Annotated in this window: 18 protein-coding genes; 9 read left to right on the top strand and 9 right to left on the bottom strand. The window is 71.7% G+C overall.

Translation table 11 applies throughout. The features are described from left to right. Together ACFYYF_RS06690 and ACFYYF_RS06685 are read left to right on the top strand one after the other, a co-directional pair. Window positions 1–1,173 carry an NlpC/P60 family protein gene (locus tag ACFYYF_RS06690; RefSeq protein ID WP_388772111.1) on the top strand — a complete coding sequence of 391 codons (1,173 nt, stop codon included), beginning with the start codon at window positions 1–3 and terminating at the stop codon, window positions 1,171–1,173. A gap of 132 nt (window positions 1,174–1,305) precedes the next feature. Next, complete coding sequence (locus ACFYYF_RS06685; RefSeq protein WP_388772109.1) at window positions 1,306–2,316, top strand: tellurite resistance/C4-dicarboxylate transporter family protein; 1,011 nt, start codon at window positions 1,306–1,308, stop codon at window positions 2,314–2,316. A gap of 110 nt (window positions 2,317–2,426) precedes the next feature. On the opposite strand, the gene ACFYYF_RS06680 is transcribed toward ACFYYF_RS06685, so the two are convergent. After that, window positions 2,427–2,780 (bottom strand): hypothetical protein, encoded by a 354-nt coding sequence (locus tag ACFYYF_RS06680; protein WP_388772106.1) that lies wholly within the window; start codon window positions 2,778–2,780, stop codon window positions 2,427–2,429. A 472-nt stretch (window positions 2,781–3,252) separates the two neighbouring features. Between ACFYYF_RS06680 and ACFYYF_RS06675 the strand changes: the two genes are divergently transcribed. Continuing rightward, window positions 3,253–4,335, top strand: a complete 1,083-nt coding sequence (locus ACFYYF_RS06675; RefSeq protein WP_388772105.1) for an NlpC/P60 family protein — start codon at window positions 3,253–3,255, stop codon at window positions 4,333–4,335. Window positions 4,336–4,344: 9 nt separating this feature from the next. Here ACFYYF_RS06675 and ACFYYF_RS06670 read toward each other — a convergent pair whose 3' ends face one another. Together ACFYYF_RS06670 and ACFYYF_RS06665 are read right to left on the bottom strand one after the other, a co-directional pair. After that, entirely contained in the window at window positions 4,345–5,097 is a 753-nt protein-coding gene (locus ACFYYF_RS06670) for a response regulator transcription factor (RefSeq protein WP_361676513.1), read from the bottom strand. Continuing rightward, a complete protein-coding gene (locus tag ACFYYF_RS06665; protein ID WP_361676516.1) occupies window positions 5,094–6,383 on the bottom strand; it encodes a PspC domain-containing protein in 1,290 nt (429 codons plus the stop codon). Before ACFYYF_RS06665 ends, ACFYYF_RS06670 begins: the two co-directional genes overlap by 4 nt. A 177-nt stretch (window positions 6,384–6,560) precedes the next feature. On the opposite strand from ACFYYF_RS06665, the gene ACFYYF_RS06660 reads away from it, so the two are divergent. Then, complete coding sequence (locus ACFYYF_RS06660; RefSeq protein ID WP_388772101.1) at window positions 6,561–7,940, top strand: PspC domain-containing protein; 1,380 nt, start codon at window positions 6,561–6,563, stop codon at window positions 7,938–7,940. Further along, window positions 7,927–8,151 (top strand): hypothetical protein, encoded by a 225-nt coding sequence (locus tag ACFYYF_RS06655; protein ID WP_388772099.1) that lies wholly within the window; start codon window positions 7,927–7,929, stop codon window positions 8,149–8,151. The genes ACFYYF_RS06660 and ACFYYF_RS06655 overlap by 14 nt, the downstream gene beginning before the upstream one ends. Before the next feature lie 49 nt (window positions 8,152–8,200). Here the strand turns inward: ACFYYF_RS06655 and ACFYYF_RS06650 are convergent, their stop codons facing one another. Together ACFYYF_RS06650 and ACFYYF_RS06645 are read right to left on the bottom strand one after the other, a co-directional pair. After that, window positions 8,201–8,725 carry a DoxX family protein gene (locus ACFYYF_RS06650; protein WP_388772097.1) on the bottom strand — a complete coding sequence of 175 codons (525 nt, stop codon included), beginning with the start codon at window positions 8,723–8,725 and terminating at the stop codon, window positions 8,201–8,203. Window positions 8,726–9,222: 497 nt separating this feature from the next. Beyond that, window positions 9,223–10,488, bottom strand: a complete 1,266-nt coding sequence (locus ACFYYF_RS06645) for a hypothetical protein (RefSeq protein WP_361677318.1) — start codon at window positions 10,486–10,488, stop codon at window positions 9,223–9,225. A 323-nt stretch (window positions 10,489–10,811) separates the two neighbouring features. On the opposite strand from ACFYYF_RS06645, the gene ACFYYF_RS06640 reads away from it, so the two are divergent. Continuing rightward, window positions 10,812–11,696 carry a DUF4429 domain-containing protein gene (locus ACFYYF_RS06640; RefSeq protein ID WP_388772095.1) on the top strand — a complete coding sequence of 295 codons (885 nt, stop codon included), beginning with the start codon at window positions 10,812–10,814 and terminating at the stop codon, window positions 11,694–11,696. A gap of 130 nt (window positions 11,697–11,826) precedes the next feature. Here the strand turns inward: ACFYYF_RS06640 and ACFYYF_RS06635 are convergent, their stop codons facing one another. Then, complete coding sequence (locus ACFYYF_RS06635; RefSeq protein ID WP_361676531.1) at window positions 11,827–12,621, bottom strand: class II aldolase/adducin family protein; 795 nt, start codon at window positions 12,619–12,621, stop codon at window positions 11,827–11,829. A gap of 155 nt (window positions 12,622–12,776) precedes the next feature. On the opposite strand from ACFYYF_RS06635, the gene ACFYYF_RS06630 reads away from it, so the two are divergent. After that, complete coding sequence (locus ACFYYF_RS06630; protein ID WP_365480727.1) at window positions 12,777–13,247, top strand: pyridoxamine 5'-phosphate oxidase family protein; 471 nt, start codon at window positions 12,777–12,779, stop codon at window positions 13,245–13,247. A 30-nt stretch (window positions 13,248–13,277) separates the two neighbouring features. Here the strand turns inward: ACFYYF_RS06630 and guaA are convergent, their stop codons facing one another. Beyond that, window positions 13,278–14,858, bottom strand: a complete 1,581-nt coding sequence (guaA, locus tag ACFYYF_RS06625) for a glutamine-hydrolyzing GMP synthase (protein WP_361676537.1) — start codon at window positions 14,856–14,858, stop codon at window positions 13,278–13,280. Between the two features lie 629 nt (window positions 14,859–15,487). Between guaA and ACFYYF_RS06620 the strand changes: the two genes are divergently transcribed. Further along, window positions 15,488–15,772: a chorismate mutase gene (locus tag ACFYYF_RS06620; protein ID WP_326785978.1), complete on the top strand. Its 285-nt coding sequence runs from the start codon at window positions 15,488–15,490 to the stop codon at window positions 15,770–15,772. 453 nt (window positions 15,773–16,225) lie between these two features. Here the strand turns inward: ACFYYF_RS06620 and ACFYYF_RS06615 are convergent, their stop codons facing one another. Then, complete coding sequence (locus tag ACFYYF_RS06615) at window positions 16,226–17,437, bottom strand: hypothetical protein (protein WP_388772092.1); 1,212 nt, start codon at window positions 17,435–17,437, stop codon at window positions 16,226–16,228. A gap of 218 nt (window positions 17,438–17,655) precedes the next feature. Here ACFYYF_RS06615 and ACFYYF_RS06610 point away from each other — a divergent pair, with 218 nt between their 5' ends. Continuing rightward, window positions 17,656–18,639 carry an LAETG motif-containing sortase-dependent surface protein gene (locus tag ACFYYF_RS06610; protein ID WP_365480733.1) on the top strand — a complete coding sequence of 328 codons (984 nt, stop codon included), beginning with the start codon at window positions 17,656–17,658 and terminating at the stop codon, window positions 18,637–18,639. A gap of 185 nt (window positions 18,640–18,824) precedes the next feature. Here ACFYYF_RS06610 and ACFYYF_RS06605 read toward each other — a convergent pair whose 3' ends face one another. Beyond that, window positions 18,825–20,678 carry a GMC family oxidoreductase N-terminal domain-containing protein gene (locus ACFYYF_RS06605; RefSeq protein ID WP_388772089.1) on the bottom strand — a complete coding sequence of 618 codons (1,854 nt, stop codon included), beginning with the start codon at window positions 20,676–20,678 and terminating at the stop codon, window positions 18,825–18,827. Window positions 20,679–20,744: the final 66 nt, after the last annotated feature.

The raw sequence follows: 20,744 nt of genomic DNA, 5'->3' as shown, positions 1-20,744 counted from the left end.
TTGGCGTCACACCGCAAGGCGCGTCCCACCGGTGCGCGCATCGCAGGCATACGGACCCCCGCCCTCGCCACCGCGGCCCTCACCTCCGTGGCCCTGCTCTCCCAGACCGCCAACGCCGCCCCCTCGGCCGAGCCCAGGCCCAGCATCGAGGAGGTCTCGAAGAAGGTCGACGACCTCTACCACCAGGCCGAGTCCGCCACGGAGAAGTACAACGCGACCCGGGAGAAGACCGCCAAGCAGCGCAAGCGCGTCGACACCCTGCTCGACGACGTCGCCCGGCGCACCGAGAAGCTCAACACCGCGCGCGAGGAACTGGGGTCGTTCGCCGCGGCGCAGTACCGCACCGGGGCCGCCGCGCCCGACACCGCGACCCTGCTGCTCGCGGACGACCCCCAGGACTACTTCGACCAGACCCAGTTGATGAACCGTCTGACGACCCGCCAGAAGGCGGCCGTCGACGACTACATCACCGAGCAGGCGGCGACGACCAAGAAGCGGACGGAGGCCACCGAGAACCTGGAGTCGCTGACCGCATCGCAGAAGGCGCTCAAGACGTCCAAGGCCGAGGTGCAGCGCAAGCTCGCCGCGGCGCGCGACCTGCTCTCGGATCTGAACGCCGAGGAAAAGGCGCGCCTGGCGGCGATCGAGAAGAAGAAGCAGGAGCAGGCCGCGGCCAAGGCGGCGGAGCTGGCGCGGCAGCAGGCCGCCGCCGAGAAGGCCGCGCAGGCGCAGTCGTCGGACAGCACCGCCGGTTCGGCCACCGGCTCGGCCGACGGGTCGTCGTCGGGATCGACGGCCACGGACTCCTCCGCCTCGACGAAGGCGGCCAAGGCGCTCGCGTTCGCCCGCGCGCAGATCGGCAAGCCCTACGTCTGGGGTGCCACCGGCCCCGACTCCTACGACTGCTCGGGTCTGACCCAGGCCGCCTGGAAGGCCGCGGGCGTCAGCCTCCCGCGCGTCACCTACGACCAGGTGAACGCCGGCACGACGGTCTCCCTCGCCGACGCGCAGCCCGGCGACCTGGTCTTCTTCTACGACGACATCAGCCACGTCGGCGTCTACATCGGCGACGGCATGATGATCCACGCGCCGAAGCCGGGAGCGTACGTCCGCGAGGAGTCGATCTACTACGACGGCACCTCGGCGATCCACAGCGTGGTGCGCCCGGCGTAGCGCGGGACACGAAGGCCCCTGTCGCGGGGCCGCGCGCGGGACGCTTCCGATCCTCGCGCGCGTGCCCCGCGTTTTCGTCCCGTCCGCGCGTGGCCCGCCCGCAACCGCACCGCGGGTCCCTAGCATCGACGCATGCCAGACACACCGGACATGACGGACACCATTCCGCTCCGCGCCTGGTGGGCGGGGTGGGCGCCCGCCGCCGGGGCCGCCGTCATGGCCACCGGCATCCTCTCGATCGGGCTGCACCTGACCGGCTACGAGGTCCTGTCCGGGATCGCGCTGGTCCTCGCGTCGCTCGCCTGGGTCGCGCTCGCCTCGGACTTCCTCGGCCGGCTGGTCGGCGACCGGGAGCAATGGGCGCGCCGGGCGGGCACTCCCGCCGGGCTCGACGCGGTCGCGGCGACCACCGTGCTCGGCACCCGGTTCTCGGCCCTCGGGTGGCGGACGCTCGCCGAGATCCTGCTCGCACTGTCGGCCCTGCTCTGGCCGGTCCTGCTGCTCTCCGTCCTGCGGCGCTGGCGGCGCCGCGGGACCGGAGAGGTGTTCCTCGTCTGCGTGGCCACACAGGGCCTCTCGGTCCTGGGGTCGGCGATCGCCACCGAGGTGGGTTCGGACTGGCTCGCGCACGCCGCGATGGCGCTGTTCTGGCTGGGGATCGCGCTCTACGTGCTCTCATTCGCGGCCTTCGACCCGCGGGAGGTGCGGAAGGGAGCCGGGGACCACTGGATCGCGGCCGGCGCGCTGGGCATCTCGGCACTGGCCGGGGCGGGGCTCGTCGTGGCGCACGACGTGAATCCGTACCTGTGGAACAACGACGACCAGGGCGTCCTGCGCGCGACGACCGGCGCGCTGCTCGTGCTCGACCTCGCCTGCTACGCCCTGCTGGCCGTCGCGGAGGTGGTGTGGCCGCGCCCGCGGTACGACGTACGGCGCTGGTCGTCCGTCTTCCCGATGGGGATGTCGGCGGTGGCGACCCTGGCGGTGTCGGCCGCCCTCGACGTCTTCTGGCTCAAGGGGACCGGGCAGGTGCTGCTGTGGATCGCGGTGGCGGCCTGGCTCGCGGCGGTCGCGGGGACCGCTTTCGCCTTCAGGTCAGGGGTACGGGGTGACGCGGCGGGGGTCCGGCGTCACCGAGCCTGAGCGGCCGGCAGATCCGCCCTCGCGGAGGTGACGCGGCCGGTGGATCCCCCGTCACCGGGGCCGCCATCGGAGCCGCCGTCAGGTCCGCCGCGGGGCGATGTGCGGGCCGGTCAGGTCCACAGGACGGCGATGAAGATGTTCGCGACGGTCAGCAGCCCGACGAGGCCGAACAGGCGCTTGTCCACCGTCTCGTCGTCCCGCTTCACGTAGACGAGCCCGAGGATCACTATCAGCAGGGCCAGCTTCACACCGATCTTGACGGTGCTGACCGTGCTGCCGTCGGCCTGGTTGAGCCCGACCAGGGCGACTCCGGTCACCAGCATGGTCAGCGCGCCGTGCAGCATCGCGGGGACGAAGCGGGCGGTGCCCTTGCCCATCGCCTTCATCTGCGTGAGGAAGCCGCCGAGGAGCGCGGCGATGCCGATGATGTGCAGGCCGACGAAGAGATGGATGAGTACGTCCATGGGGCCGGAGCCTAATCGCACCCCCTGACGCCCCCGCCGACCGGGCCCCTCCCTACCGGCCCCTTCCCACCGGGCCCCTCCCGACCGGGGCGCCCCTTCCTCCACTCCCTCTCCACCGGACCGTCGCGCGTCACCCATAGCACCAGCATCATGCGGACTGTCCGGGATTCCCCACTTCGGTCATCACCCTGCGTGAAGTCGGCGACGTACGACCAGGATCTTGGCCACATTTGGTCACTTGGCGATCCAATCGCAATAGTTCCGTACATAGCGTTACCAACAGCGCGCTCTCAGGTTTAGCGTCCTCCACCAGGTGACCGGCTCCCCACCACCGTCCGGGCCAGGGACGGCAGTCGGACACCACCGCCGAGAAGGTCCGGCGGCGGCCCGCTCCCCCTGTGTGCGCCGCCGCCGGACGTGTCACCGCTTGACCGCACCTCAGGGGCGGTCGCACGGAAGGATGTGGGCCCTCGTGGCAGCGCACCGCAAGGCCAGGCAGCGTTCGGTCGGCGGAAACACGGCTCGCACAGCGGTCACCATCGCCCTCGCGGGCGCGGCGACGGCCACCGGCTTCGACGGCGTCGGCCACGCCGACCCCCAGCTCTCCCCGGCGCAGGTGAAGGCCAGGGTCGACAAGCTGTACGAGGAGGCGGAGGCCGCCACCGAGAAGTACAACGGCGCCAAGGAGAAGGCCGGCCAGGCGGAGACGAAGCTGAGAAAGCTCCGCGACGAGGCGGCCCGCCGGGAGGACCGGCTCAACTCGGCCCGGGACGCGCTCGGTTCGATGGCGGCCGCGCAGTACCGCAGCGGCGGGCTCGACCCCGTGGTCCAGCTCGCGCTCTCCGACCACCCCGACCAGTACCTGGACGGGGCCGCGCTCGCCGAGCGGGTCGGCACCCGCCAGTCGGCCCAGATCGCGGGGGTACGCAAACAGCTGCACGAGCTGGAGCAGCTGCGCGGGGCGGCGAACATCGAACTGGCCAGGCTCAAGTCGCGGCAGACCGAGCTGAAGCAGCACAAGAAGACGGTCAACGAGAAGCTCACCGCGGCACGCCGGCTGCTCGACCGCCTCACCCCGGAGCAGCGCACGCAGTACGCGGAGCGGGGCGGCGCGGGCGACCAGCAGCACGTCTCGCGCGACACGTCCCGCGACCCCGCACCGGTCGCGTCGTCCGGGGCCGCCGGAGCGGGCACCGCGGCGCCCAACTCCCGGGCGGCGGCCGCCGTCGCCTACGCCTACGCGAAGCTCGGCAGCCCCTACGTCTGGGGTGCCACCGGGCCCAACGCCTTCGACTGTTCCGGGCTCGCCCAGGCCGCGTACCGTTCCGCGGGCGTCTCCCTGCCCCGTACGACCTACTCCCAGATCAACGCCGGCACGCGGGTCACCCGCTCCGAACTCCAGCCCGGCGACCTGGTGTTCTTCTACGCGGGCATCACCCATGTGGGCATCTACATCGGCAACGGCCAGATGATCCACGCCCCGAACCCGTCGGCGCCCGTGCGGGTGGCCCCGATCAGCGAGATGCCCTTCGCCGGGGCCACCCGGGTCGCCTGAACGCCGGGGTCAGACCAGCCGGCGCGCCGTCGCCCAGCGGGTCAGCTCGTGGCGGTTCGAGAGCTGGAGCTTGCGCAGGACCGCCGAGACGTGCGACTCGACCGTCTTGACGGAGATGAAGAGCTGCTTGGCGATCTCCTTGTACGCGTACCCGCGGGCGATGAGGCGCAGGACCTCGCGTTCGCGCTGGGTGAGACGGTCCATGTCCTCGTCCACGGGCGGGGCGTCGGTGGAGGCGAAGGCGTCGAGGACGAATCCGGCCAGGCGCGGGGAGAAGACCGCGTCGCCGTCCTGGACGCGGAAGACCGAGTCCACGAGGTCCGTGCCGGTGATCGTCTTCGTGACGTACCCCCGGGCGCCGCCGCGGATCACGCCGATCACGTCCTCCGCGGCGTCCGACACGGACAGCGCGAGGAAACGGACCGGCTGCTCGGCGTCGGCCATCAACGGCGCGCAGCGGCGCAGCACTTCGACGCCTCCGCCGCCGGGGAGATGGACGTCGAGGAGGACGACCTCGGGGCGGGTGGCCGTGATGACCGTGACCGCCTGGTCGACGTCCGCGGCCTCGCCGACCACCTCGACGCCGGTCCGCGCGGTCTCCCCGATCTCGGCCTGGACCCCCGTACGGAACATGCGGTGGTCGTCCACGAGCACCACGCGCACCCGGCGCCCGCCCTCGGCTCCGGCGTCGGCGGACGCGGTGGCACCGGAGGCCTCCGCGGCCGAACCACCGGACTCCACAGGCTCGTTCGTGTCGCTCATGACGTTTTCTCCGCCCTCTCCATCTCCAGCTCGACCTCCGTGCCCCCGTCCGGCACCGCGCGCAGTCGCGCCGTGCCGCCGTTGCGCTCCATGCGGCCGATGATCGATTCTCTGACGCCCATGCGGTCGGCGGGTATCGCGTCGAGGTCGAAACCGGGGCCGCGGTCACGGACGGACACGAAGACCGTCCTGCCCTCGACTTCGGCGTAGACCTGCACGGCGCCGCCCTCGCCACCGTACTTGGCCGCGTTCACCATCGCTTCCCTCGCCGCCTGCATCTGTGCGGTCAGCCGGTCGTCGAGCGGGCAGTCGCCCACGACGACGACCTCGATGGGGACGCCGTGCTTGTCCTCGACCTCGGCGGCGTGGCCGCGGACCGCCTCGGCGAGGGTGGCGGGCTCCTCGTCCTCGTCCTTGCCGCTGCCGTCCGGTTTGTAGAGCCAGGCCCGCAGATCGCGCTCCTGGGCGCGGGCCAGGCGCCGCACCTCGTTCGCGTTCTCCGCGTTGCGCTGGATCAGGGTCAGGGTGTGCAGCACCGAGTCGTGCACGTGCGCGGCGACTTCGGCCCGCTCCTGCGCGCGGATGCGCATCAGGCGCTCCTCGGAGAGGTCCTGGGTCATCCGGATCAGATAGGGGCCGGCGAGCAGCGCGATGCCGACGAGGACCGCGAGCGCCGCCTGGAGCACGGAGCCGAGGTGGGCCGCGGAGCCCTGGAGGACGAAGATCCCGGAGACGCCGGCGGTGACGAGGAGCACGCCCGCCGCGGACCGCAGCAGGCTGAGGGTGCGGCGACGGCGGCCGACCTCCGCCCAGCGGGCCCGCCGCGCGTTGTCCGCCTGCCGCCAGACCAGGGCGACGCCCGCGCCGACGAGGACCGTCGGCCACAGGTACGCCTTCGTGCCGCCGCCGAGATTGACGTTGCCGACGAAGACCATGGCCACGACGACCATGAGGAGAAGGGCGACGATCTGGCCCTTGTCCGGCTTGCGGGCCACCAGTCTGCGCCGGCCGTCGGGCGAGGTCTCGGTGGTGAACGCCGGGGTACGGCCGGAGCCGACGCCGCCGACACCGAGCGGCACGAAGAACCAGAACGCGGCGTACAGCAGCGCGCCGAGTCCGTCGGCCATGAACAGTCCGACGAACACCAGCCGCACCCAGACCACGGGCAGCCCGAGATGCCCGGCGAGCCCCCGCGCCACTCCGCCGAGCCAGCGTCCGTCGCTGCTTCGGTAGAGCTTGCGCGGGGGCCGCGGGTCGTCGGCGGACAGGACTGCGGCTTCCGGCATGCCACCGATGGTCACACGCCCGGGAGGCCGGAGCATCAGGGTCGGCCCCGGATACTCCCCTGATCTTCGAGAACCGGCCCTCGAACAGTCCCCATCCGCCTTTCGGGGGCGGATATCAGGGTTCGGCCAGGGTCATCCCGACTGCCGCCGCGCCGTCCCGCCCGTCACCATGGACGCATGACAGATCAGCAGCACGCGGCGGCGGAGCCGGACCCCGGCACCGCTCCGGGCGACGAGCCGCGCGCTCGCCGGGAGGCGGCCACGGCAGGGTCGGCGGACGCCGACGCCGCCTCCTCCGGAGCGCCGCACCGGTTCCGGCGCGACCGCCGGCAGAAGATGCTCGGCGGGGTGTGCGCCGGGCTCGGCCGGCAGTGCGACATGGACCCGGTGATCTTCCGCATCGTGCTCGCGGTGCTCGCCGCGACCGGCGGCATCGGCCTCATCTTCTACGGCTTCGCCTGGCTCTTCGTCCCGTACGACGACGAGGAGGAGAACGAGGTCCGCAAGCTGCTCACGGGCCGTGTCGACGGGCCCGCGCTGACCGCCGTGCTCTTCGCGCTGGTCGGCTGCGGAGTGTTCCTGTCCATGCTGAAGAACGGCGGCGTGCTGACGTTCGCCGTCGTCCTGTCCCTGCTGCTGGCGGGCGCCGGCTACTGGTCGCACAACCGCGGCGCCGCCGACCCGGACCCGCTGGCCGCGCAGGCCGTCGCCGACGCGCCGCCGGAGGCGAAGGCCCCGCCCGTCCCCGACTCCTATCCCTCCTGGTGGCGCGACCCGATCGTCAAGGACGGCTCGCACGTCGGCGGCACCGGCTACATGTGGGGCCCCGTGGAGACCCGGGACCGCGATGTCGCGGCCGCCCTCGACAGCGCCCGGGGCACCTCGCGCCCCGCCTCGCGGACGGGACCGGAGCGCGGACAGCGCGGCCCCCGCCCGATCGGCGGCCGCGTCTTCCTGCTCGCCCTCCTCGCGGGCGGCCTGACCACGAGTCTGAACTGGCACGACCACTCGCTCGGCACCAGCCTTCAGGCCGGGCTCGCGGCCGCGCTCATCGTGTTCGGCCTGGGCATCGCGGTGAGCTCGTTCCGCGGTCGCACGGGCGCGGGGACGGTCTTCCTGGCGCTGATCACGGCCGTTCTCCTCGCGGCCTCCGCGGCCCTGCCGAAGGACATCGGCACACACTGGGTGCGGACGGACTGGACCCCGGCGACAGCGGCCGGCGTACGGCCGGCGTACGACCTCGGCACGGGAGTGGGCACGCTCGACCTCAGCCGTGTCGACCTGGCCAAGGGGCAGACGGTGAAGACGAACGCCGAGGTGGGCGCGGGCCGGCTCAAGGTGATCGTCCCCAAGGACGCGACCGTGCGGCTGACCATCGAGGTGGGTGTCGGCGACATCCAGCTTCCGGGCGACGACAAGAAGGACGTGGACGTGGAACCGGGCAAGCACAAGCGGGTGACCCTGCCGCCGGCGACGGGCGGCAAGGACGGCGGCACCTTCGACCTCGACCTGCAGGTCGGAGTCGGCCAGGCGGAGGTGGCCCGTGCCACGTCATGAGTTCCAGCCCGGAAAGCTCGTGGTGGGTCTGTTCCTCACCGCCGGGGGCGTCGCCTACGCCGGAGACGCGGGCGGCTGGTGGGACACCGAGTGGTTCGCCATCATCCCCGTCGTCGTGATCGGCCTCTGTCTGGCGGGGGCCGTGGCATCCGTGAACCACGCCGTCCGCAGACGCCGCACGAACCGGGGGGCGGGGGCCGCGAAATCGTAGGCCCCTGGCCTTCTCCCCGTGACCGTCCCGGATGCCGGCGTCAGTACCGTCAGTACCCGGCCCGTTGCCGCCGTCGTTGCCGGATCACGGCGTCCAGCGACCAGTAGGACGCCCCGGCCAGCACGAGGGGGGTCCAGAGGAACAGGTACGGGAGGTCGTTGCCGTAGTAGTACGGGTCGGAGGCCCAGCTCACGGTCAGCCACAGGCTGAGCGAGATGACGGCTCCGCCGAGCGCGGCGAGGCGGGCGAACAGGCCGATCAAGGTGCCGATCCCGACGGCCAGTTCGCCGAACGCGATGGCGTAGCCGAAGCCGACGGGGTTCTTCAGGGACAGGTCGACGAGGGCCGGTATCGCGGAGGAATCACGCACCGTGCGCATCATGTCGCCGATCGAGCCCGAGCCGGAGGCCTTCATGAAGGCGCTGTCCGTGAGTTTGTCGAGGCCGGCGTAGATGAAGGTGACGCCGAGGAAGATCCGCAGGGGGAGCAGGGCGTAGTGGGTGGCGGTGTCCCGCCAGTCCCGGCGTTCTCCCAGATACCGGGTGTGCGTGTCCGTCCGCGTACCGTGAGTCATCGTTCTCCGCCGCCTCTCGCCCGCGTGCCGTTGACCACTCAACAGACCATACGTACGAATCGGTTCCCCGACTCAGCCGAGGGAACCTTTTCCGGGCCTCACCTCTCGGCATACCCCCACCGACCCCACCTCTCCCCGACCCCCCCAAACCTTTCCTCGCCCCCTCCGCCCCTACCCGTCCCGTACCTGGGGCTCCGCCCCAGACCCCGCTCCTCAAACGCCGGAGGGGCTGAACTTTCGCCGGCCGGGGCTGAAAGCCTTTCCTGGCGGGACTGGAAACTTTCCCTGGCGGGGCTGAAAGCTTTCGCTGGCGGGGGAATGCTGCGCCCGCACCCAAGTGAGCACGCACCCGCAGCCGGGATCCGGCGGAAGGGGACGTGTCGGTACATCGATGGCCGTCGCCACTAACGGTCACTTCTCTGCCCGACAGCGGCGGCCTGATGCACCGGCACGGCCCCGACCCACCCACCGGCGGAACCCGCGACGCCCGCACCGGCTCAGTCCGTCACATCGATCTCGTACCGGTTCGTCTCGACACCCGCCGCGGTCACCACCTGCACCTCCACCCGCCCCGGCTCCACATCCACCGGCACAGGCACGGTCAGCACCGCGTCCGTGGGATTGCTGAAGCCCCCGGACACCGGCACCAGCGGCACATGCACATGCACCACCCCGATCCGCACGACCATCCGCGACAGCCGGTCCGCGGTCTGCGCCCCCGGCGGCACGAACCCGGCCCCCCGGATCTCGATGTCGTCCCCGGTACGGATGGGCGCGTCCAGATCGCCCGCCTCTCGGGACCGGACCACGGAGAGGATCACCGGCCGCCCGCCCTCGGCGTACTTCCCGGCGAGATAGGTCGCGGCCGACACCAGCACCAACAGCGCCAGCCCCCACGGAAGATCGGGCAACTGCGACGGCCGCCGAGCCATCCGCACCGCCGCGAAGACGAGAGCGGCCGCGCTGATCACGACGTACTGGATGTCGGCGAAGCCACCCCGCCCGGAGTCGTCGGTCAGCAGGTCCGCCGCCCGCGGCCGATCGGCACGCACCTTCTGGAGCCGCTGCCCCAGCACCCTCAGCCCGACCACCCGCCGCACCAGCACCGCGACCCCGCAGACCACGGCGACGACGGTCACGACACCGGCGGCCCGCGCCAGTTCGAACCCGGCGATCAGCTCGTCCCGGCGGCCGTGCGCGGAGGCCGCGGCGAGCTGGCCCACCAGCACGAGCACCGCGTACACCACGAGCAGCACCCAGCCGGCGGCCACCGCACGGGAGGTGGACAGCCGGTTGTCCTCACCGATGACCGGCGCGAGGGCCCCGCCCCGCGCCCGGTGCAGCCAGGCCGCCCCGGTCAGGAGCACGGCCAGCACGACCGCGGCGAGCAGCCCCGCCGTGCGCGCCGCCGTCCAGCCGGCCCCGATCGCGGTGAGCGCCTGCACGAGCAGGAGGACGACGACGGCGGCCCAGACGGTGTACGCGGTGTACCGCCACAGCCGGCCCAGCCACGCCTCGCCCTCGAGGCGGCCGCGTTCGGCGACGAGGTCGGCGGACTGGGTGAGTTCGTCGGACACCCACTGCCGGGACGCGGAGGCGGAGTGCGCGACACCGGCGGGCAGTCCCTGCCCGGACGCCAGCGCGTCGCGCTTGGCGAGGAACGCGGCGACAGCCCGCCGGTGCCCCGTACGCGCCCCGTGCGGACAGTCCCCGCACGTGCAGCCGCCCTCGTGCCCTCCGGGCCCCCCGCCCGGCTCACCGATCGGCCCGCCACCCGCCCCGCCACCGGAGCCACCGCTCCTCCCGGTGCCCGCCCCGGACCCCGGCCCGGCACCGTGCCCCGCACCGTGTCTCGCCTCCTGCACCGCCACGCCCACTGCCGCCTTCCCGCGCCAGAACGAACTCCGCGGAGACGAACTCCGTGGAACCGGAATGTCACGAACCTCCGGCTGCCGCGCCCCCACCCGACAACTCTCCTGTGACGAAAGCGAATTGTGCCGTACTCGGCACCCCGCGCATGCGTCAGGTCGGTTCGGCGCGGGTGAAGCGAGATATCCCCTGTTGACCCGGCTGCGAGAATTTGTCCATGGCCGAGATCATCCAGCGCGACGGGGCCTGGGCCTTCGACGGCAGCACGGTCAGGATCACGCCGGGACTCCACCGCAGGGTGCCGCTGTTCCGGCAGACGTACGGGGAGATCGCCGTCCCGCTGGAGGCGGTGTCGGGTGTGGTCCACGAACCCGAACGCAGGGGCGGCCGCCTGCGGCTGCGGCTGCGCGAGGGCGCGGACCCGCTGCTCCAGGCGACCGGGGGCCGGCTGCCCGACACGGCGGACCCCTACAGCCTGTCGGTCGGCGCCGACCGTTCCGGGGTGGCCGCGTACGTGGCCGAGGAGATCCGCCGCGCGCTGCTCCTGGACCAGGTCCCGAAGGAGCCGGCGAAGACGTATCTGCTCGCGGGGCCGCCCGTCCCGGTGTCCGTCCGGTCCAGCGACGGCACGGTCTCCTTCGACGGGACGCGGGTGCGCATCGACTGGGCGGACACCTCGGACCGGATCAAGCGGGCGACGGGGCCGCGGATCATCGACCTGGGCGACCTGACGCAGGTCGAGTGGCTGCCCAACTCCGGTTACGGGGACGGCTTCCTGCGTTTCGTGACGGGCGAGGCGGTGTTCTCTAAACTGCCGCCCGAGAAGGACCCGTACGCCCTCGACCTGTGGGGCAGCACCCGGCGTGACCTGCTCACCGCGCTGGTCGCCACCGCGGTCACGGCACGGCTGCCGCATCCCTCCACGCGCGCCGGAGCGTACGCGGAGCGGCCCCGGCCGGCCCCGGGGGTGCCGTCGGCGCGGTCCGGCCATCACGACGTACTGCTGCGCCGGCTGCGGGAGTTGGGGGAGCTGCACCGCGACGGCGTCCTGACGGACGAGGAGTTCGCGCGGACGAAGGCGGCAGTCCTACGAGGCTTCTAGCACCGCGCCGAGGAGCCGCCCCTCACCCCCGAACGCCCCACCCGCCCCGGACCTGCCCCTGCCTGCGCCCCCGGACCCGGACCTGCCCCTCCCCCTACGCCTCCCCTACCCCTCCCCTGTCTCTCCCCCCCTAGCTGAGCAGATCGGGTTCGCTGCGGCTGATGTCCTGCCACAAGGGCTGGTAGTTGATCCAGGCCACCAGGTCGCCGCCGAGCTGTTCGCGGGTGGCGACGGCCTGCTTGTGGTCGATGAGGAGGGGCCGGCCCGCGGCCTTCGCGGTGAGCTGGACCTGGCTCGACCGTTCCATGGACAGGAACCACCAGGCCGCCGCGTCCACCGAGTCCCCGACGGTCAGCAGCCCGTGGTTGCGCAGCACCAGCGCCTTGCGGCTGCCCAGCGCGGACGCGATCCTGCGGCCCTCCTCGGCGTCGACGGCGACCCCGGTGTAGGCGTCGTACAGCGCGTGGTCCTCGTAGAACGCGCAGCTCTCCTGGGTGATCGGGTCGAGCAGGTCGCCGAGGGCGGCGAGGGCGCGGCCGTGCACGGAGTGGCAGTGGGCGACGGCGACGACGTCGGGCCGGGCCGCGTGGACCTGGGAGTGCACGGTGAACGCGGCCTGGTTCACGTGATAGCGGCCCTCGATCACCTGGCCCTCCTGGTTGGCCATGACCAGGTCGCCCACGGTGACGTGCTTGAACGGCATGCCGAACGGATTGACCCAGAAGCAGTCGCTGTACTCCGGGTCGCGGGCCGTGATGTGCCCGGAGACGCCGTCCTCGAAGCCGAGCCGCCCGAACAGCCGCAGCGCGCCGGCGAGGCGCTCCTTGCGGTGCCGCCGTTCGTCGTCCAGCGACTCGTGCATCGGCGGCATGGCGAAGCGGAGCTGGTCGGTGGGGCGGGGCAGCGGCGGAGTGGACCCGTGCATCTGTCCTCCAGCACTGGCGTGTTCGGTACGAGCGGAAGTTACCCGGGGTCAGCGCAGGAGAACAGGGGTGTTCGGGGAGAGAAAAAATGTGGAACGCCGAGGGACACGGGCCATACCCGACAGGAGATGTCGGGTATGCGCGTCAGACTCGCGGCATGAACTGGGCAGCCCTCTCCACAGCCGAACCGGCCCTCGCCGAGACCGTCGAACAGCGCTTCGGTGCCTTCACCCACCACGTCCTCGCGACCCTCCGCAAGGACGGCTCGCCCCGCACCTCCGGCATCGAGGTGCGTTTCCTCGGCGGCGAGCTGTGGCTCGGCATGATGCCGGACTCCCTCAAGGCGCTCGACCTGCGCCGCGACCCCCGTTTCGCGCTCCAGGCGAACCCGGGGGCCGGCACGGACATGGGCGGCGGCGACGTACGGATCAGCGGGCGGGCGGTCGAGGTGGGCGACGACGTCCCCGCCAAGGCGGCGTACGTGAAAGAGGTGGAACCGCCGGAGCCGTTCCACCTCTTCCGCACCGAGCTGACGGAGGTCACGCGGACCTGTGTCGAGGACGAGACGTATCTCGTCGTCCAGGTCTGGAAGCCCGGCGCGCCGGTGCGCACGCTCAAGCGGACCTGAGGCGGGAGTCCCCTCCCGCCCGTGGGAGGACTACTCCCACTCGATGGTGCCCGGGGGCTTGCTCGTCACGTCGAGCACGACGCGGTTGACGTCCGCGACCTCGTTCGTGATGCGCGTCGAGATCTTCGCCAGCGTCTCGTAGGGCAGCCGCGACCAGTCGGCCGTCATGGCGTCCTCGCTGGACACCGGACGGAGCACGATCGGGTGGCCGTAGGTCCGGCCGTCGCCCTGGACGCCCACGCTGCGCACGTCGGCGAGCAGGACGACCGGGCACTGCCAGATCTCGCGGTCGAGACCGGCGGCGGTCAGCTCCTCGCGGGCGATGGCGTCGGCGGCGCGGAGCAGGTCGAGACGCTCCTTGGTCACCTCGCCGACGATCCGGATGCCGAGGCCGGGGCCGGGGAACGGCTGCCGCTGGACGATCTCCTCCGGCAGGCCGAGCTCCTGGCCGACCATCCGGACCTCGTCCTTGAACAGCTTGCGCAGCGGCTCGACGAGCTGGAACTCCAGGTCCTCGGGGAGGCCGCCCACGTTGTGGTGGGACTTGATGTTGGCGGTGCCGGTGCCGCCGCCGGACTCGACGACGTCCGGGTAGAGCGTGCCCTGGACCAGGAACGCGACGTCCTCGCCCTCGGCGGCCTCGGCGATGATCTCCGCCTGGGCCTGCTCGAAGACGCGGATGAACTCGCGCCCGATGATCTTCCGCTTCTCCTCGGGGTCCGAGACGCCCTTGAGCGCGGTGAGGAAGCGCTCCTCCGCGTCCACGACCTTCAGCTGCACGCCGGTCGCGGCGACGAAGTCCTTCTCGACCTGCTCGGTCTCGCCCTGGCGCATCAGACCGTGGTCCACGTACACACACGTGAGCTGGGAGCCGATGGCCTTCTGCACGAGGGCCGCGGCGACCGCCGAGTCCACTCCGCCGGACAGACCGCAGATCGCGCGCTTGGTGCCGACCTGCTCGCGGATCAGGGCGACCTGCTCCTCGATGACGTTCCCGGTGGTCCACGACGGGGTGAGACCCGCGCCGCGGTACAGGAAGTGCTCCAGGACCTGCTGGCCGTGCGTGGAGTGCATGACCTCGGGGTGGTACTGGACGCCGTAGAGCTTCTTCTCGTCGTTCTCGAAGGCGGCGACCGGGACGACGTCCGTGGAGGCCGTGACGGTGAAGCCCTCGGGGGCGGCGGAGCAGGCGTCGCCGTGCGACATCCACACCGGCTGCTCGTCCGGGGTGCCCTCGAACAGGGTGGAGCCGGACTTCGAGACGTGCAGCGGGGTGCGGCCGTACTCGCGGGCGCCGGTGTTGTCGACCGTGCCGCCGAGGGTCGTGGCCATGAGCTGGAAGCCGTAGCACATGCCGAAGACGGGGACGCCCGCCTCGAAGAGTTCGCGGTCCAGGCGCGGGGCGCCCTCCGCGTAGACCGACGAGGGGCCGCCGGAGAGGATGATCGCGGCCGGGTTCTTGGCGAGCATCTCCTGGACCGGCATGGTGCTCGGCACGATCTCGCTGTAGACCCGGGCCTCACGGACGCGACGGGCGATGAGCTGGGCGTACTGCGCACCGAAGTCGACGACCAGGACGGTGTCGGGGGCGGCGGGGGACGCTTCTGGCACGGTCTGCCTTCCGGCGGTGAGCAAAAGGGTGTGTACGGCCGATTCTACCGGGGGCCGCGACGGGCCTGGCCCCGCCGGGGTTTCAAGGCCCACGACGGACCGGCGCGGGCCGGTTCTCGCGGGCTACGACGGGCCGGTGCGAACCAGCGCGGGCCAGGCGTCGAGGACCACGACGGGCCGACGCGGACCGGGCCTCAAGAGCCACCGCGGTCCGGTGCGGGCCGGGGTTCGCGGCCCGGTACCGGACCGGTACGAACCGGTACGGCCGGGCTTCGAGGACCAGGGCGGACCGCTGCGGACCGGGCCTCAAGAGGGGCTGTGCACCGATGCGGGCCGGGCTTCGGGAGGCGCCGCGCACCGGTGCGGGTCGGGGCCGGCGGGACCGTGGGCCCGGTCTCAGCATCCGAACCGGCTTGGCCGGCGTCGCCGCCCGCGTGCATACTGCCTCCATGCTCACGCAGACGACCTTCCTGTTTACCTATGGCAACCGGCCCACCGGCTGCCATGGTCGTGCTGCTTGAGCAACTGACAAGCGACTTCCCAGGCGCCCCGGGCCGACAAGGCCCGGGGCGTCTGCCGTTTCCGGGCCCGGTCGCTCCGGGGCTTCCCTTCCACCGAGGAGCCCCACCATGGCCGACGTACTCGACAAGACCGGCGCCCGCACCGACGAGGCCGCCGACGTGATCACCGGCGCCCGCGAACGCATCGACGCCCTCGACGACCGGATCATCGGTCTCGTGCAGGAACGCATGGCCGTCTCTGCCGTGATCCAGGAGGCCCGGATCACGTCGGGCGGCCGCCGGGTGAACCTCTCCCGCGAGATGGAGATCCTCGGCCACTACCGGGACGCCCTCGGCAAGCCGGGCACCTCGCTGGCCATGATCCTGCTCGAACTGTGCCGCGGCCGGATCTGAGACCCGCACCCGGCGTACGCACGTACGCATTCCCTCTCACCCGTACGGCGCGTATCCGGGGTGCCGCGGACTTCGTTTCTTCTGGTGTCCGTGTCAGCCAGGGGCGGGCCCGAAAGAACCACGCGTGGCTTCACTGGAGCGATGAGACGTACGGATCGTGCCGTACGTCGTGGGACCTCGCTCCAGGTCGTGTGACCGGACGGCAGGGGACAGCAGCCCGGTCACTCAAGAGAACGGTCGGCCCCGGGGACGCCCGGGGCCGTCCGACGGAACCTGTTCAGGCCGTCGTCGTGCGCGCGCCCTCGTGGGCAGCGGCGCGGACGGGCGGCCCCTCCCGCCATCGGCGGCGCATCCCCCGACGCCGCTTCGAGGCACCGGTGCCGCCCTGACGCCGGTGCCGCCGGTGAAGGGCCCCGCGGACACGCGTCCCGCGGGGCCCTTCACCGTGCGACGTCAGGTACGCGACACCGTGCCGCACTCCGCGCTGCGGGACGCTTCGAGGTCACGGCTGCGGTCGTACGGGTCGGTGGTCGGGCCGGTCGGCGCCGTGCCGGTCGACGCCGTGCCGGTGGGTGCGACCGAGTCGAACCGCGGGTGCAGGAACCCGTCGTAGACGTCGCAGGCGGAGTTGCCGGCACGCTCGTCGTAGTGACTGATCATCACTTTTCCGGGCGTGAGCCGGTACTTCCTCGGATCCAGGAAGGTGACGTCGAGGACGCGGCGCACGATGGTGCGGGTCACCTCGTCCTCACTCCCGCCGACCGGGGACACCGGATAGACGAAGGTGTAGTCGGCGTGGATGGCGACGGCCCCCTTCTCGCCCTCCTTGAACGTCATCCGGCCGCGCACCTTGACCACCTGTCCGACCAGGCTCACCTCGTGGGGGTCGAAGCGGCTGAACAGGGTCAACGGATCGTGTTTCTTCTCCGGCGCCCTCAGCATGCGCTCGATGTCGTCCAGCATGCGGGGCTGCTTGGGGTCGAGGACGGCGAGCGCCGCCTCCGGACGCTCGCCCCGCAGGGTCGCCGTGTCGAGGTTGGCCCCCACGAGCAGCTTCTTGGTCCCCCGCAGCGCGGTGGCCACCTGCTCCTTCGTGAGGGAGCCGACCGGCGTGGCCTTCGGGACGACGACGGCGTCGGCGCCCTCGGCCCAGCGCTCGGCGGGCGACCCCGCGAACGGCCTTTGCCTGGTCGGCGTCCGCGAGGCCTGGGCGGAGGGCGGCGCCGTCGGGGCGACGGTCTCGGCGGGCAGCTCGGGGGCGGGCGAGGCCGAGGCCGACGCGGACGAGGCGCCGAAGAGGTCGCCGGGCAGCAGGGACGGCTTCATCGCGACGACGGCCACGGCGACGGCGAGCGGGATGCCGAAGATCGCCCACAGCCTGCGGCGCCGGGCGGCGCGCGCGTCCGCCTCACGCCAGGCGGAGCTCGTTCGCCATCCCTCGGGCTGCGCCTCCGCACGCGACTGCTTGCGGGCGCTCCGGCGGGAGGCCCGCTCGGCCTCCCGCTCGTCCTGAAGGCGCAGGCGTTCCGTCACCATGCGCGCCCGGGCGGACGGCTCCTTGGGCGCGGAGGCGCGGATGTCGCGCTCGGTGTCGCGCGCGAAGCGTTCCCACACGTCGTCAGGAACCGTCGGCTCACCGGATTCCCCGGGCTGTTGATCAGACACGAAGCCTTTCTAAGTGTCTCGAACGGGCGTGCGCAAGCCGCACATCGATGTGACCCAGCACACATAAGAATCTCGTCAGATGTAGGACAACCATTCTCAGACCTCGCCGGTCTCACCTGCAGAACCAACGGTCACATCCGCGTTCACACGCGGACGGCCACACACAAAATCGAAAATCGCGCCGCGAGTTCACGGCGCACTGGATCACCGAGGTCTTCATGAAGCTTCGCCGTGCCATGGCCACTGCGGCCGCGACGGCTGTCATAGCACCGCTCGCGTTGCTGTCGGTCGCGCCGGCCGCGTTCGCGGAAGAAAGCCCGTCCCCGAGTGCGAGCGTGTCCGAGTCCGCGACCGAGTCGGCCGAGCCGAGCCCGAGCGAGTCGGCCCCCGAGGCGACCGACGAGGCGTCGGCCTCCGCCTCGGCCTCGGCGTCCGTCTCCGAGTCGGCTCCGGCTCCGAGCACGTCCGCCTCCGAGTCCGCACCGGCCCCGAGCGCCTCCGCGTCGGCGTCGGAGTCCCCCGAGCCCGAGCCGTCCGAGTGCTCTGACTCCAAGGTCCAGGTCTCCATCAACGGCCTGCCCGGCAAGATCGCCGCGGGCAGCGGATGGCACAAGTTCTCCCTGGACGTCCTGAACAACTCGGACTCCACCCTCACCGACCTCGGCTTCTTCGCGGGCGCCTCGCCCGACAAGAACGGCGAGGACATGTTCAAGAGCAAGCAGGTCCAGCTCCAGGCGTACAACCCGGACGACAAGGTCTGGGAGGACGTCGACTCCGAGGGTTACGCGGTCGGCTACGTCGGCTACACCGACGAGCTCAAGCCCGACTACGAGGTCGACATCCCGCTGCGTATCAACGTGAAGGCCAGTGCCCCGGTCGGCGCCGGCTTCTCCCTCGGCGCCAGCATCTACGGCGACGCCGACTCGGAGTGCTACGGCTACGGCGAGGTCGCCTACAAGTTCCAGATCGTCGCGTCCGGCACGGACACCGACGGCACCAAGCCCACCGAGGGCGGCAAGGTCCCGGTCTCGGACAAGCCCGCCGACAAGAGCAACACGCCTTCGGTCGACGGCAGCCTCGCCGAGACGGGCTCCAGCTCCGCGCTGCCGATGATCGGCCTCGCGGGCGGTATCGCCGTCGTCGCCGGTGCCGGCGCACTGGTCGTCGTCCGTCGCCGCAAGTCCGCCGGGACGAACGCGTAACGACACCGCACCACACGGCCGGCGCGCGCGTCGGCCCCGTACGAAAAGAAGGACCTGCGCTCGGAGGGGGGCGCAGGTCCTTCTTCTCGTTGTACGGGTTCGCTGTGTACGGGTTCTCTGTGTACGGGTCCCCGGTGTACGGCGGTTCGCCTTACGGGTCTCCGCCGCCGCGGCCGGGGCCCGGGCTACTTCTTCGGGGGCATCGCCGGCATGCCGAGGAACGGCAGCCGCAGCGCGCCGAACGCCTCCGCGGGGACGACGGGACGGTGCGGCTCGACCGCCTTCAGACGCTCGTACGAGGCGCCCTGCGCCGGACGCGGATCGGCCTCGCCCTTGTTGGGCCAGAACGACATGGCCCGCTCGGCCTGCGCGGTGATGGTGAGCGACGGGTTGACGCCGAGGTTCGCGGAGACGGCGGCGCCGTCGACGACGGAGATGCCCGGGTGGCCGTAGAGCCGGTGGTAAGGGTCGATGACGCCCTCCTCGGCACCGGCTCCGATCGGGCAGCCGCCGAGGAAGTGCGCGGTGAGCGGGGTGCCCATCAGCTCGCCGACATTGCTGCCCGGGAAGCCGTTGATCTCCTCGGCCAGGACGGAGGCGGCCCGCGAAGCGGCCTCGATCTGCTTGGGGTTGGGGACACCGTGACCCTGACGTGCCGTCAACAGCCCCTTGCCGGCGCCCTTCGGCTTGAGATAGGTCGTCAGGGAGTTGTCGAGGGACTGCATCACCAGCCCGATGATGGTGCGTTCGGACCAGCGGCGGTTGGAGAGCGACCGGAGCACGAGCAGCGGATGCCGGGCCGCGTTGACGAACCAGCCGGCCACCCTCGACGAGCCTTCGGCGTAGGGGACCTGGAGGATGGACATGCCGCCCATCGCGTTGGAGCCCTTGCCGTAGCGGACGGGTTCGATGTGGGTGTCCGCGTCCGGGTGGACCGAGGACGTGATGGCCACGCCCCGGGTGAAGTCGGCCTTCGTCCCGTGCGCCTTGCGGTAGCGGCGGTCGTCGGTCTGCGCGCCCACCAGCGCCTCGGAGTTGGTACGGGTCAGCTCGCCCAGCCGCTTCGACAGATGCGGAAGCTGACCGCCGGCCTTCATGCGGTGCAGCAGCGTCTGGGTGCCGTAGGTGCCGGCCGCGAGAACGACCCGGCGCGCCGTGAACGTCCGCCCCCGCCCCTTGCGCCGGTCGTCGGTCGGAAGGGTCTGGACGGCGTAGCCGCCGCGTGAGTCGTCGGTGACGGACACGACGGTCGTCATGGGATGGACGGCGGCCCCCGCCTTCTCGGCGAGGTGGAGATAGTTCTCGTTGAGGGTGTTCTTGGCGCCGTGGCGGCAGCCGGTCATGCACTCGCCGCACTCGGTGCAGGCCTTGCGCGCGGGCCCGACGCCGCCGAAGTACGGGTCGGCGACCTCCTCACCGGGCTTCGCCCCGGCCGTGCCGTCCGCGTCCTGCCCGTCGCCGAAGAACACGCCGACCGGTGCCATGTGGAAGGTGTCGCCGACCCCCATCCGCTCCGCGGCAGCCTTGAGGTGGACGTCCGAGGGGGTCATGGTCGGGTTGAGCCGCACGCCCAGCATGCGCTTGGCCTGGTCGTAGTAAGGCCCCAGCTCCTCCTCCCAGTCGGTGATGTCCTTCCACTGCGGGTCCTCGAAGAACGGCTTCGGCGGTACGTAGAGGGTGTTGGCGTAGTTGAGCGAACCGCCGCCCACGCCCGCGCCGGCGAGCACCATCACGTTGCCCAGGAGATGGATGCGCTGGATGCCGTACATGCCGAGCCGCGGCGCCCAGAGGTAGTTCCTGATGTCCCAGGAGTTCTTGGGGAGCGTGTCGCGGGTGAAGCGGCGGCCCGCTTCGAGGACACCCACGCGGTATCCCTTCTCCGTCAGCCGCAGGGCGGTGACGGAGCCGCCGAAGCCGGAACCCACGACGACGACGTCGTAGTCGTACGTCTCCTCGCCCGGCTTCTCGTCCGTTGCCTCGCCCGGCTTCTCGTCCGGCTTCTCGTCCGGCTGTTCCTGGACAGAGCTCTCCTGTGACACGTGCCGCTCTCCTCGTCGAGACCGTTCAGAAGCGTTGAGAACCGTTGGGGGATTCGTTCGGAAGCG

It is taken from the genome of Streptomyces sp. NPDC001914, from assembly GCF_042891215.1.
Classification (GTDB): Bacteria; Actinomycetota; Actinomycetes; order Streptomycetales; family Streptomycetaceae; genus Streptomyces.
The sequence above is the reverse complement of the archived record's forward strand: the minus strand, read 5'-3'. Positions and strand labels throughout refer to the sequence as shown.